The organism is Corynebacterium sp. HS2168-gen11 (assembly GCF_024834075.1).
Taxonomy (GTDB): domain Bacteria; phylum Actinomycetota; class Actinomycetes; order Mycobacteriales; family Mycobacteriaceae; genus Corynebacterium.
Genome location: NZ_JANUXR010000001.1, coordinates 69,823 through 83,374, shown reverse-complemented (window position 1 = coordinate 83,374; position 13,552 = coordinate 69,823). Strand labels below are relative to the sequence as shown.

The following is a 13,552-nucleotide window of genomic DNA, read 5'->3' as shown; positions in this document are numbered from 1 at the left end:
CACCGATGACGCAACCACAAATCTCTCGACATGTTTTAAGTGTTTTAGTTGTCGATGCAGATAGTATCTTGTCGCGTGTGGCAGGCATGTTCACCAGGCGTAGCTTTACGTTGGTCTCAGTGGTCTCAGCTACCACCGAGACCAAAGGCATTAACCGTTTGACGATCAGCGTTGATGCTGACGAAGTGGCAATTGAGCAGATCATCAAGCAGTTGAACAAACTGGTTCCAGTGTTAAAAGTGGTACGTTTTGATCAAGAAACCATGATTTCACGTGTCATGATGCTGGTGAAGGTTTCTGCTGATGCGACAAACCGACCACAAGTTGTCGATGCTGCCAATATTTTCCGGGCGCGCATTGTTGACGTTGCACCAGAATCTGTTGTGATTGAAGCAACTGGTCCGGAAGCAAAGCTACGTGCATTACTCGACATCCTGGAACCATTTGGTATTCGCGAGGTCATGACCTCTGGTCAAATTGCTTTGGGTCGTGGTCCGAAGACCATGCTTCCGAACAACCGTTTTTAACCTGCATAAACAGGTTGTAACATTTTTATATTCGTGCGTTTGAGCGACGTACGTGAGAAAAACTGTTCAATATTTTCTTCTGTGGTTTCCACTGTGCATCCTTCATACAGGTGCGTTTGGAACAAGAAACGATATTGACAGAAAAAGATTTTTGAAAGGCACACATATTATGGCTATTGAACTTTTGTATGATGCAGACGCAGATCTGTCTTTGATCCAAGACCGCAAGGTTGCTGTTTTAGGTTACGGCTCCCAGGGGCACGCACACGCACAAAACTTGCGTGATTCCGGCGTTGAGGTCGTCGTGGGTCTGCGCGAAGGCTCGAAGTCTGCAGTGAAGGCAGAAGAAGCTGGCTTCCAAGTGTTATCCAATGCTGAGGCTGTGGCTTGGGCAGACGTCGTGATGATTCTGGTGCCAGATACCACTGCACCAAAACTGTACGCTGAGGAAATTGCACCGAATTTGAAAGATGGCGCGACGATTCTGTTCGGTCATGGCTTAAATATTCATTTCGGCCTGATTCAGCCAGCGGAAAACATCACTGTTGGTATGGTTGCACCAAAAGGCCCTGGCCACTTGGTGCGCCGTCAATTCGTAGATGGCAAAGGTGTGCCATGTTTGATCGCTGTTGACCAAGATCCAAAGGGTGAAGGTAAGGCATTGTGCCTGTCCTATGCCGCAGCACTTGGTGGTGCTCGCGCTGGCGTGATCCCAACGACTTTTGAAGCAGAAACTGTCACTGACCTCTTCGGCGAGCAGGCAGTGCTGTGTGGCGGCACTGAAGAACTGGTGAAGGTTGGCTTCGAGGTTCTTGTTGAAGCAGGTTACGAGCCGGAAATGGCGTATTTCGAATGCCTGCATGAGTTGAAGTTGATCGTCGACTTGATGTTTGAGGGCGGCATTGCCAATATGAACTACTCGGTTTCTGATACCGCAGAGTTCGGTGGCTACCTTTCTGGCCCACGTGTCATCGATGCTGCAACCAAGCAGCGCATGAAGGATATCCTCAACGATATTCAAGATGGCACCTTCACCAAGCGTTTGATTGCCAATGTGGAAGGCGGCAACAAGGAACTCGAGCAACTTCGCGCTTCCTACGCCACCCATCAGATCGAAGAAACTGGCACCAAGCTGCGCGATTTGATGAGCTGGGTGAAAAACCCACTCGATGCAACTGCATAAGCAGGATTAGCGTTTGCTTCTAGGCTCTACTGCACTCCCTATCACAGCTTTTGTGGTGGGGAGTTTCGCATCTCAAGCCTAGTTCTTATTACCGCGAACTATAAGCAGTGGCTGAACACGATAGCAAACGCGCGATTTCATCTGAATGCGTTTTGTGTATGAGCTTGACGACGCTTGTCACACTGGTCACGTTGAGTTTCAAGTGTCCGCCCGCGTTGCTGGAAATACTGGTAGATGGACTGCCAATGATTGTAGACAGTGCAGGTTATGGTGTTGTATGTGATGGGAAACTGCGTCGTCAAGCAAGCTTGCACGAGTAGTTGTGATCGTGGCGAGGAGATGGGGAATACAATAAGATGTGACCATATCGCAGCATGAAATATAGGTATGCGTAGCAGGTATATATTTTCAATAACTAGGCTTTAATGAAAATGTAGGTTAGGGTAAAGAGATCATGACCGCTCAGCAGAATCACAAGCACCATCGGGAATCTATGGCGTCACTGCAAGCACGCTTGAATACCGCAGATGCGCATACGCATAATCGCAAGCGCTCCTATGAGCATGAGTGGGAAGCATATCAACATATACGGCTTCGTCCATCTACTCCAGTACCTGTCACACGTGTAGAAAATCCTGTTCAGCAAGCTCAACGTCGTTTGAAGGCAACTCGTACACTTATGCCAAGAGACAATATTTTGACCACTGCAGCTACTCATTCGGCGAACGCACAACACGGCGAACATCAAGGTTGTCACGAGCATTCCCACGGCGGGCATCAGCACTCGGCACATGCGCATGCTGATGGTCGTGGTCATGACCATACAGATAACCACGATCATGACCATAAGCATGTCCCGAATAGCTTAAAAGCGTTGTTTACGGTTTTGACTTTTACCGCGACCATCTTTTTTGCTGAGATCATTGGCGGCTACTATTCCGGCTCATTGGCATTGATTTCTGATGCTATGCATATGCTTTCGGATACCACAGGCCTGGTGGTTGCAGCCGTCGCGATCGTGTTTGGACGCAAAGCCGCATCACGCACAGCCACCTACGGGTATAAGCGCATTGAAGTTATTGCCGCACTCGCTAATGCTTTAAGCGTGTCGATCATTTCTGTCTGGATTCTGTTTGAAGCAGTCGAACGTTTTTCAAATGGCCAAGTTGTCAATTCCACAACGATGTTGGTCGTAGGCGTGATTGGTTTTATTGCCAACTTATTCGGCGCGTTTATTTTGCATCAACATTCCCACGAAAATCTGAATATGAAAGGTGCATACCTTCATGTTCTTGTCGATTTATTCGGTTCAGTTGCCGTAATTATTGCCGCAGTGGTGATGAAACAATTTAATATTATGTGGGCGGATACGGTTGCCTCCTTATTAATCGCAAGTTTGATTTTGCCGCGGTCTCTGAAACTCGCGTGGGAATCATTACGAGTGTTGTTAGAACAAGCGCCAAGTAAGGCTAATACCCAAGAGATTTTGCAAGCATTACGCAAACTTGATGAAGTCGTGGCTGTTCATGATCTGCATGTGTGGTCGCTTGATGGTAGCGAGTTGATTGCAACCTGTCATATGGTTGTGGATATGCAAGTCCCAGCAGCCGGATGTGACGTACTTGACCGCGTGCAAAAAGAGCTGCGTAAGTTCGGTATTGAACATTCTACAGTCCAGTTGGAAACCCCACATCATCACACGCATGAGACGACTTGTTAGGTTGTAGTCTAGACTGGATCCATGGGCTTTTCGACTCCAAGTTATGATCTTTTAGACCTATTTAACCGCGTTGATCGTGGTGACCTTCAATTACCAGACTTTCAGCGTGAGTTCTGCTGGGACGTCGACCGAATCCGCTCCTTAGTGATCACGGTCTTACGTGGCTATCCAATTGGCTCCATTATGGCGTTAGATACCCGTAATGAACCAGTGCGATTCCGTCCACGTCCATTATCGGGCGCGCCACTGACAACTGAGCCACCTGGGTTATTGCTACTTGATGGCCAGCAGCGCATGACGACCTTGTATCACTGTTTGAAAGGTACGGGTCTGGTCGAAAGTGTTGATTTTCGCCAGAAAAAAGTCAAGCGACGTTTCTTTGTTGACGTTCAAAAAGCTATCTCAGCTGATGTTTTACCAGATGAGGCGGTCATCGCTGTTGATGAGCGTGGTGTGATTCAGTCTCACTTCGCACCTCAGATTGATTTGAGCTCTCGCGAAGCCGCCTTGCAAAATGGCTATATTCCAGTTTCTGATCTGCTTTTCGACGCCGGTACTGACTTGCTCTTTGATATTGCAGCATCCAGTTCTCACGATATTGCAAAGAAGTTTTATACCCGAGTGGTCAAACCATTGGTTCGCTACAGTGTGCCAATGATCCGACTTGATCGTACGACGTCGCGTGCAGGTATCGGTTCGATCTTTGCATCAGTGAACACGTTGGGCCTGCAAATGGATGTCTTTGAATTGCTCACAGCCGTCTTTGCAGTGGAAGACCCAGATTTCCGATTGCAAGATGATTGGGAAAAAACAGCAGCAACCTTACGCGAGCATCCAGCATTGGCACATATCACTCGCACTGATTTCTTAAGCGCAGTTGCACTGTACGTCACGCATAAAAAAGGCCATGCCTCCGGTTTCCGTGAGACTGTGCTTGATCTTACACTTGCAGAATATATTCCAGCAGCTGAGAAGATCCGCGCGGGATTCGTAGAAGTCGCTACCTTCTTGCATACGCGCTATATTCACTCTGCTGAACAAATCCCATATGTTGCACAGCTCGTACCACTAGCAGTGATTATTACTGTCCTGACTGAAGATGGCGTGAGCTTAGAACATCAAAGTGCGTGGGATCGTATCAATCGTTGGTTCTGGTGTGGTGTATTTGGCGAACTCTATGGCTCACCAGCCGTGATGGCACGAACTGGTAGTGACGTTGATGAAGTCACCGCATGGGTACGAGATATCCATGGACATGCAGGTGTTCCAATACCACGATCAATTTCACAAGCTCGCTTTGTGGAATCTCGTCTGCACACTGCCTTGCCTAATTCTGGTTTGTACAAAGGCATTTATGCCTTACTCATGGCGCGTGGCGCACAAGATTGGCGCACAGGTTTACGCTTTGATGCGCAAACCTTCTTTGAACTTGGCACGAAAGTTCGCAAAATCTTCCCAGCATCGTGGTGCGAAGATAATAATATCGAGCCATTCTTAGAAGAATCCGTGTTGAATCAAACGCCAATGTCGCGTCGCACATACGTCATGGTAGAAGGAAGTTCGCCAGCGCGTTATCTGCATCGCATCCAATCAAAGAGTTTGCTTGACGACGAAGAATTCGATCAAATCTTGCACACGCACTTAATCGAACCATCATTGTTGCTCAGTGCCCGTGCTCAAGAATTCTTCACGGATCGCCGCCGCAAGTTCGTCGAAATTATCGAACAAGCAATGGGACAACCAGCGGTTCATGACGTCGATGAATCCAACTTGTTTGGTGGCGAAGAAGGGCCAAGCGCATTCGTTCGTTCTTAACACAATGCTGTGGGTGGGGAGTAGTTGTCGCCCTGAGCATCAGCGGCTGCAGCACTCCACCACACTCACCACAAGTATCTTCGCAAGTCGCGAAAGATTTGAAGCAAGCACGCAGCAATAACCGCAATCGACATGTCGCAATTCGTTTTGACGATCATCCGAGCGTGCTTGACGACGATGGCACTGGCATTGTAGCTACGCAAAAATTCTTCGAAGCGTCAGAAACCGTCGTTATTGCAGATGACCAACTCGACCATCAACTTCGAGCCGCATCAATTGCTGTCGTCAGTCATGCCCCAATGCTGATCATGCTGCCAGGCACACGTGATGCAATTATCCAAGAAATCACACGGCTGAATGCGCGATATATACTGCTTGTCGGTGATGTGAGTCTTGCCACCACAACTGGTACGACTACAGTGCTGCATGATCCACTTTCCTATGAAGCAATAGGAGAGATGACGGCCTTTCAATTCGCGCCTAAGCGCATCTCACGACCAGAGTTCGTCAAGTCTGCAGTTACTGCACTGAGTAGTGAACGCCCAACGCTCTTAATACCAGACTGGATACCTGCGACCGAAGCACTCCAAGATGAACCAGCACGAGCGTTTCCAGCCCAATCAAAACGCGATGCTTCCACGGCACCGATTGTGATTGCTTCTCAAGGCTCAAGTATTGCAGCGATTGCGTCAGCACGATCATTCGGCGCTGAAGTTCGCTTTTTGGAGTATCCAGATCCGCGTGATACGCGAAACTCACTTGAGGCAGTTGCCGGTCTTGGTGAACAACCTCTCATCGCACTTGGTGCAGAATTTGGCACGGATGCTCAACTTCAACACCGTATTGAACTGGGTGAACATGCCAGTCTTTACCAACCAGGTAATCGAGTACGCGGCTTGATCTTCCCGAAACGACGACTGCTTGCCACCACAATTGATATGAGCACAACAGCGCATAATCTTGAAACTACTTTCGACGAGATGAAAGCACTCGTGTCTGAGCATACCCGGCGCGAAGATCTCCAAATCACACCAGTGATGATGCTTCAACATGCTGATGCTGACCGAGTCCAAACGCGTGCATGGTTAACTGCGTGCCAAGAACATGAAGCTTATTGTGTAATAGTTGTCGACAGTCTTGCGCAAGCACAGACGCTTGAGCACCTTCTGAAAATGGCGCATACAGGCGTGTTTGTGACTGCCGATGCTGCTGAAACTGGCAGAGTCGCCAAGTGGTTAGCAGAGTTCGTCGCAAAGCAAAAACTAGCGCAAACCCTCTTTATCAGCACCACGGTCGCTGGAGGACATGCCTATGACGAACTTGCCTATGTGCTGCTTGCCGCTGGGCAAGAGGAGTATCAGAGACAAGTGGAGATGGTGCCAGAACATTATTATTTGGGTCTGAATCTAGCATCGAATCCTACAATGAGCATTGAAGATGTCCTGCAATTAGAGCCGCGACCATGGTTGATTCACCGTGGGGAACATCGGCTACAGGTACCAACTTCATGAGTAGTTTTCTTATGAAAATGGGCGTTTAAGAAAATTGGTCTAAACTAATAAATAGTCATGTGCCAGCGAAAGACAAGGTACGGACACGGGCTTGAAGGTGACGCGGTCGTGCCACTTCAAGAACGGACATCCTTTGGTAAAACCAGGAGTAAGTAACGTGAGCCGAAATGGCCTTCCTGTAGTTCTTATTGCAGATAAACTCGCCCAGTCTACAGTCGACGCACTTGGTGACGCTGTGGAAGTACGTTGGGTTGATGGGCCAAATCGCCCAGAACTTCTTGCCGCAGTGGCTGAAGCAGACGCCCTGCTGGTACGTTCAGCAACCACCGTTGATCGTGAAGTATTAGAAGCAGCCCCACACTTAAAGATCGTTGGGCGCGCCGGGGTTGGCCTTGATAATGTCGATATTGCTGCTGCAACTGAGCGTGGTGTGATGGTTGCAAATGCTCCGACTTCAAATATTCACTCTGCGTGTGAACACGCAATTTCCTTGCTGCTATCGACTGCTCGTCAAATTCCTGCCGCTGATAAAACGTTGCGTGAAGCCACGTGGAAGCGTTCATCCTTTAATGGTGTAGAAATTTTTGGCAAGACAGTTGGCATTATTGGCTTTGGCCATATTGGACAGTTGTTTGCGCAGCGCCTCGCTGCATTTGAAACCAAGATTATTGCGTTTGACCCATATGCGAACCCAGCAAAAGCTGCGCAGCTTGGTGTTGAGCTCACTGATCTTGAATCCTTGATGGCACGTGCTGATTTTGTGACTATTCACTTGCCAAAGACCAAAGAAACAGCTGGCATGATTAATGCGAAGTTGTTGGCAAAGGCAAAGAAGGGTCAGATTATTATCAATGCGGCTCGTGGTGGGCTGGTTGATGAGCAAGCCTTGGCAGATGCTATTACCGCTGGTCATATTCGTGGTGCTGGTTTTGACGTCTTTGAAACTGAGCCTTGCACGGATTCGCCATTATTTGCACTCGATCAGGTTGTTGTCACACCTCACTTGGGTGCTTCGACAGAAGAAGCACAAGATCGTGCGGGTACTGACGTTGCAGCTTCTGTTTTAAAGGCGCTCGCTGGTGAATTTGTTGCAGATGCAGTCAATGTTTCTGGCGGCAAGGTTGATGAAGAAGTAGCTTTGTGGCTTGAACTTGCACGCAAGCTTGGCCTGGTAGCTGGTCATATGCTGGCACAGGCACCGGTTCGATTGGAAGTTGAAGCACGCGGTGAACTTTCAACTGAAGCTGTGGACGTATTAGGGCTTTCTGCAGTGCGTGGTCTGTACTCGGGCATTATCGACGAGCCTGTGACTTTCGTGAATGCTCCACAGATTGCAGCTGATCGTGGCCTAGCGTATGAAGTTACGACTGCTTCTGAATCGGTATCACATCGCTCGGTCTTGGAAGTTGTTGCAATTGCTGCTGATGGCACCCGTGCGTCTGTAATCGGTGCATTGACTGGCTTGGATCGTGTGGAAAAAATTGTGCGTATGAATGGCCGAGGCTTGGATTTGCGTGCGACTGGTCGGAATGTGTTCTTCCATTATGCTGACATTCCAGGTGCATTAGGCAAGGTTGGTACTGCAATGGGTGCGCGTGGCATTAATATTGATGCTGCTGCATTGACGCAGGACAATGATGGTGAAACCGCGAATCTGGTCATCCGTGTGGATCATGAAGTACCGCAGGATCTGCTCGAGAATCTCAAGGTTGAGATGCAAGCAGAAGTTTTCCAGCTTGATTTGAGCTAAAGTATCCAGTTTGCTGTAAGCATGAAGCTCTTGGTTTTGACGAAAGCATATTCGTCAAAACCAAGAGCATTTTTGTTGAGAGCGTCTCGAGTTCAGTGCAGACTATTCGCTATGCGACGCAGCTTGAGAGATGCTGCGCAGCATTTCGACACGTTCTTCCAAGCTAGATTCAGCAGGAACAGTGATCTTTGCGCCTAAGAAGCTCACACCGGTTGCTGCTTGCGCATCACGTGCAATACGTTCCATGGTCATGCCTGAAGTTGGCTCATGCACAGCGCTTGGAAGATGGCCATCCCCCCATGGGCCAGCATAAATTGTTTGCGATGGGGAAGCGCCGGAGAAAATTACACCAGCCAAGAGCCCTTCAGCGCTTGCCTGGGTGATCTGTTCAAACGGTAGGTCAAAATCACGTGCCTCAAGTGCCGAACGACCCCAGTTTACGACGAGTTTCAAGTCTAATTCTTTGGCGATTGAAAGTTCCTCGGCAAAACTTAAAAACCCTTTTTCTGGTGCATGGTCATTACTGTAAACATCGCAGTGTTCAATCAGAATCGTCAGATCTCCCCACGAGCATACTTCTTGCAATGACTCGACAAATGCTTCGCGTTGCGCAAATTTCGTTGGAGCCGAGTGCACTTCAAGCGCATCAGCGCCAATAGCCTCAGCGGCACGATAGATTGCTTTGGTATATTCCAATGCTGCTTGACGACCCTCTTCATTTGGACTTGCCAAGCCAAAGTATGGATTTTGTCCAATATTGCCCATTGTGCCAGGAATCGCGGTGACCACCACGAACGGGAAACGCTTGGTTTGAGTTGCTAAAAATTCACGTTCGGTTTCGTCTGCGAGTTGGCCAGGATATGGCACTTCGAGGCCTGAAACAAACCCAGAATTCAGCAGTAAATCATAGTATTGTTGCTGGCCGGCGTGGTCGGCAGGCATAGATGCATATGCGCCAATAATAAAAGGTAAAGTCATGGCGAGCCTTTCAGTGCAGAGAACTTGTCTGATGTCTGTTAGTCTAGTCTCTTTTTTCGTATTTGTCGGTAGGAAAAAACTGTGAACTAGTGCTAGACTTCCAAATCGTAGATGTTTCACTATGTGGAAAGGTAGTTCCGTGGCATGAAATTAGCAGTTATTGGTGGCGACGGTATTGGTCCCGAAGTTACAGCAGAAGCGCTGAAAGTCTTACAGGCTGTACGCAGCGATATTACTGTTACTGACTATGATTTAGGCGCACGTCGATACCTAAAAACACAAGAATTGCTGACTGAAGACGATTTAGCCTCCTTGCGCGAGCATGACGCGATTCTCTTAGGCGCAATTGGAGCACCTGATCAGGTAGCGCCAGGTGTACTCGAACGCGGCTTGCTGCTCAAGATGCGTTTTGCACTCGATCATCACGTGAATTTACGCCCTGCAAAGCTGTATCCAAGCGCAAGCTCACCACTGGCAAACCCAGGCGAAATCGATTTCGTTGTGGTTCGTGAAGGCACTGAAGGTTTGTACTGTGGCAACGGTGGTGTGCTCCGCGAGAATACACCACACGAGGTAGCCTCTGAAGTGTCTCAAAATACTCGATTCGGAGTAGAGCGCGTTGTCCGCGATGCATTTGCTCGAGCAGCGGCTCGCAAGCAACATCTCACCTTGGTGCACAAAACAAATGTGTTAGTGTTTGCTGGCTCCTTGTGGCAGCGCACTGTAGCGGAGGTATCCAAGGAATATCCGCAGGTTCGCGTGGACTACCAGCATATTGATGCCGCAACGATTTATATGGTGACGAATCCAAGCCAGTATGACGTCATTGTCACCGATAATCTTTTTGGCGATATTCTCACCGATCTTGCAGGTGCGGTGACAGGTGGCATTGGTCTTGCCGCAAGTGGCAATATCGACGCAACTGGTACCAATCCATCCATGTTTGAACCAGTGCATGGTTCCGCTCCTGATATCGCAGGAAAAGGCATTGCTGATCCAACAGCAGCAATCTTGTCCGCAGCAATGCTGTTGCGCCATCTTGGTGATACCGAAAATGCCGATCGCATTGAAGCTGCCGTGGCAGAAGATGTCAATAACCGCGGCGATGAACCGATTGTGACCACAGCAATTGGTGATCGTATCGCTGCTGCTTTGCGACGCTAACCGCATGCAACGCAATCGTTTGTAAACAACAATCTTTTATCTCGAAAAGCCACGATCAGTTTGGTTCTGATCGTGGCTTTTCGGGTTGCTACAACTTAGCCTTGGTAGGTGCGCTTAACGCAAACGAGGCAGTTTAATACGTGAATGCTTGAACATTTCTGTGACCGTTGGAATCAAACCAGCAAGCACGCCCAGGACAAAGGTCACAATGCCAATAATGATTGTGAACGGGGATGAACCTTGCGCGTTATTGCTTGACAGCGATGCTGGTGCTGGGGCAGTGGTGGTGACTGTCACTGCTGGTTTTGGTTGAGCAGTTGCCGTTACGGTCACGGTTGGTTTTGGTGTTGCTAACTGCTTATTTAACTGTGCACGAGCTTGTGCTAAAGCTGCTTGCAATATGTGAATCTTTTGCTGTGCTGCGTTTAAGTCAGCGATAGTTTGTTGCAAACGCGCAGCGTCCACGGCATTTCGCATCAATTCTGCGATTTTTGCATGAGCTGCAGTGAGCTCCTGATCACGTTGGGCTAGCATGGCCTTTGTGTCACGCAGCTCGGTTTGAGCCGCTGCAAGATCTGTTTGTAATCCTTGCTTTTCACCTTCAAGTTGTTGAATACGCGTGGTATTTGTTGCTGTATCTTGACGTAACCGAGCAATTTCAGTTTCGAGATCATTAATCTGTGTTGCAAGCTTAGTTGCACGCGTTTCAGCTGCTAGGCGTTGTTGGTTTGCTGTCTCAGCAGCTTCACGAAGTGTCGTGATGCGTTGCGTGAGCGCCGTGGCGGCATCGGTAGTGGTGGTATTTTCCAAAGCCGTGTTCACAGCTGCTTCAAGTTCAGCCAGCTGCTTTTGTGCTTCTTCTAATTCCTCAGTCTTTTCTGCAATCTGACGCTTTGCTTCAGCTTCTTGCTGTTTTTGCTTTTCAAGAAGAGTTTCGTATTCAGCAGGAGATGGGAGATTTGCACCAAAGGTTGTTGCAGATAACGTCTCACTTTGGACTCGCTTGTCGAATAATGCTGCAAGTGGGACATCTTTAACCACATAGTGCTCATTGGACGGATATTCAACGGTATTTGCGTTGACATCGTGACGATACACTTTGACTACCGAATACTCTTCCCCGAGGAAAGTGCGAATATCAGCGCCGAGCGTTTGTCCGATATAGCCTTTACCCGGTACCCAGTTTGGACCGCCAGAGTCGCCAAAATCTGATGCAGTATCGGAGGTTTGAATAATACGTTCATCAAGCCGCATTACCTCACCGCAGTACACGAGGCGATTATTTCCTAACTCAGCACCGGTTGTATCACCATAGCGGCATACCCGATCACCAACAACTGGATCATAGACACGATCACCCGAGAAAACGTTTTCTCCAGTTACTTCAGGATGCGCGGAAAAATCGACATAGGCAAGGTCATATGTACGGTAATAGTCGACGCTAGCATTCTCATCGGGCAGCGGAACCCCAGCGTTATCCAGGGTTACTGAGAACTTATGCTTCAGCGTTCCGATTGGTACGACGTTCTCAGCACTTGATTGTGGATCTTTGATGGAAAAGAATACTGTGGCATTGTTATCACCGCAGTGTCCGGCTGTCCAAATGCGTTTGGCTACCTTATCAATAAACCCTGCAGTGCACTTCGATGCTGTGGATTCTGAGGCTTGAATTAATATCGGATCACCTTGATTGACAACAACACTTGAGGTTTGTGCCGAAACTACCTGGGTCAGGCTTTGAGTAGCGCACAGTGCTAGAGACGTGCATACTAATGCGGTTTTTTTCAATCGATTCATGGAATGATGTCCTTTTCATTTATTTATAATTTCTATAATAAATACAAGATTGTTGAACACGCTAATTATTCCAAGCATTGTGGTGTATCTCTCTATGGATTGCGAAATATGAACATGAGTATGCAGAGACCAGCGTCGACAAGCAAAATATGCAAGGTTACCCCTGGGGTGAGCGTCACATGACAACTCTGCAGACGTATTCAGGGGCAATTGACATCATGTAAGAGTGGTTGCGTGTAAGATGCCAAGGTATGCGTTTTGGACGAATAGCAACCCCAGATGGAATGTTTTTTTGCACTGTCGAAGAGCATGACGGTGCAGATATTTGTAAAGTGATTGAAGGAACTCCGTTTACTGAGCCAGTATTTATCGGGAAACAGTACCCACTTGAACAAGTGCGCTTACTTGCACCAATGTTGCCAAGTAAGATTGTGGCCATTGGTCGTAACTATGCCGATCACGTCGCAGAAGTGTTCCAGCAATCAGCTGAACACTTACCACCAACACTGTTTTTAAAGCCACCGACTGCAGTTGTCGGCCCAGGTGCTGCGATTAAAATTCCTGATTTTGCCACCAAAGTGGAATTCGAAGGTGAACTTGCCCTGGTAATTTCGCGACCATGTAAAAAGGTTAAGGCAGCCGACTGGAAGTCAGTAGTCTTGGGCTACACCATTATTAATGATGTTTCGTCACGTGATCTGCAATTTGCTGATGGTCAGTGGGCACGTGCGAAAGGTATTGATACTTTTGCGCCACTAGGTCCGTGGATTGAAACTGACCTTGACGCAATTGATATTACGAATTTGCCAATTAAAGCACACTTAACTCATGAAGGCGTGACTGAAACCAAGCAGGATTCCAACTCGAATCAAATGATTATGAGCATTGGTGAAATCTTGGAGTTTATTACCGCCTCTATGACGTTGCTGCCAGGTGACATTATTTGTACTGGTTCTCCAGCCGGAACTGCAGCGATGTTCCCAGGAGATTTTATTGAAATTGAGATTCCAGGCATTGGTAGATTAGGTAATCCAGTCGAACGCGCATAAGACAGCGTCAGACAACGAAGGATTGTTAGCAAGGAAATTATAGTAAAGCCCGTGATCA

10 protein-coding genes are annotated in these 13,552 nt (G+C 48.1%); 8 read left to right on the top strand and 2 right to left on the bottom strand.

The window, feature by feature from the left end:
* Positions 1–5 precede the first annotated feature (5 nt).
* From ilvN to serA, 6 genes are all read left to right on the top strand, one after another.
* On the top strand, positions 6–527 hold the full coding sequence (gene ilvN / locus NXS99_RS00355) for an acetolactate synthase small subunit (RefSeq protein WP_259286682.1): 522 nt from the start codon (positions 6–8) through the stop codon (positions 525–527).
* Between the two features lie 169 nt (positions 528–696).
* Positions 697–1,710 (top strand): ketol-acid reductoisomerase, encoded by a 1,014-nt coding sequence (gene ilvC, locus NXS99_RS00350; protein WP_259286681.1) that lies wholly within the window; start codon positions 697–699, stop codon positions 1,708–1,710.
* A gap of 454 nt (positions 1,711–2,164) precedes the next feature.
* Positions 2,165–3,430 (top strand): cation diffusion facilitator family transporter, encoded by a 1,266-nt coding sequence (locus NXS99_RS00345; RefSeq protein WP_310593295.1) that lies wholly within the window; start codon positions 2,165–2,167, stop codon positions 3,428–3,430.
* Positions 3,431–3,451: 21 nt separating this feature from the next.
* Positions 3,452–5,245, top strand: coding sequence for a DUF262 domain-containing protein (locus NXS99_RS00340; RefSeq protein WP_259286680.1), 1,794 nt, complete (start codon positions 3,452–3,454; stop codon positions 5,243–5,245).
* A gap of 98 nt (positions 5,246–5,343) precedes the next feature.
* Entirely contained in the window at positions 5,344–6,756 is a 1,413-nt protein-coding gene (locus NXS99_RS00335; RefSeq protein ID WP_259286679.1) for a hypothetical protein, read from the top strand.
* Positions 6,757–6,913: 157 nt separating this feature from the next.
* Positions 6,914–8,506 carry a phosphoglycerate dehydrogenase gene (gene serA, locus NXS99_RS00330; RefSeq protein WP_259286678.1) on the top strand — a complete coding sequence of 531 codons (1,593 nt, stop codon included), beginning with the start codon at positions 6,914–6,916 and terminating at the stop codon, positions 8,504–8,506.
* 102 nt (positions 8,507–8,608) lie between these two features.
* Here serA and NXS99_RS00325 read toward each other — a convergent pair whose 3' ends face one another.
* A complete protein-coding gene (locus tag NXS99_RS00325) occupies positions 8,609–9,484 on the bottom strand; it encodes a DUF4862 family protein (RefSeq protein WP_259286677.1) in 876 nt (291 codons plus the stop codon).
* 144 nt (positions 9,485–9,628) lie between these two features.
* Here NXS99_RS00325 and NXS99_RS00320 point away from each other — a divergent pair, with 144 nt between their 5' ends.
* Complete coding sequence (locus NXS99_RS00320; protein ID WP_259286676.1) at positions 9,629–10,648, top strand: 3-isopropylmalate dehydrogenase; 1,020 nt, start codon at positions 9,629–9,631, stop codon at positions 10,646–10,648.
* Positions 10,649–10,762: 114 nt separating this feature from the next.
* Here the strand turns inward: NXS99_RS00320 and NXS99_RS00315 are convergent, their stop codons facing one another.
* Positions 10,763–12,445, bottom strand: coding sequence for a hypothetical protein (locus tag NXS99_RS00315; protein ID WP_259286675.1), 1,683 nt, complete (start codon positions 12,443–12,445; stop codon positions 10,763–10,765).
* A 251-nt stretch (positions 12,446–12,696) separates the two neighbouring features.
* On the opposite strand from NXS99_RS00315, the gene NXS99_RS00310 reads away from it, so the two are divergent.
* Positions 12,697–13,494, top strand: coding sequence for a fumarylacetoacetate hydrolase family protein (locus NXS99_RS00310; RefSeq protein WP_259286674.1), 798 nt, complete (start codon positions 12,697–12,699; stop codon positions 13,492–13,494).
* Positions 13,495–13,552 lie beyond the last annotated feature (58 nt).

Coding starts and splice junctions, on each gene's coding strand:
- ilvN (WP_259286682.1), top strand. CDS start 6: ATGACGCAACCACAAATCTCTCGACATGTTTTAAGTGTTTTAGTTGTC.
- ilvC (WP_259286681.1), top strand. CDS start 697: ATGGCTATTGAACTTTTGTATGATGCAGACGCAGATCTGTCTTTGATC.
- NXS99_RS00345 (WP_310593295.1), top strand. CDS start 2,165: ATGACCGCTCAGCAGAATCACAAGCACCATCGGGAATCTATGGCGTCA.
- NXS99_RS00340 (WP_259286680.1), top strand. CDS start 3,452: ATGGGCTTTTCGACTCCAAGTTATGATCTTTTAGACCTATTTAACCGC.
- NXS99_RS00325 (WP_259286677.1), bottom strand. CDS start 9,484: ATGACTTTACCTTTTATTATTGGCGCATATGCATCTATGCCTGCCGAC.
- NXS99_RS00320 (WP_259286676.1), top strand. CDS start 9,629: ATGAAATTAGCAGTTATTGGTGGCGACGGTATTGGTCCCGAAGTTACA.
- NXS99_RS00315 (WP_259286675.1), bottom strand. CDS start 12,445: ATGAATCGATTGAAAAAAACCGCATTAGTATGCACGTCTCTAGCACTG.
- NXS99_RS00310 (WP_259286674.1), top strand. CDS start 12,697: ATGCGTTTTGGACGAATAGCAACCCCAGATGGAATGTTTTTTTGCACT.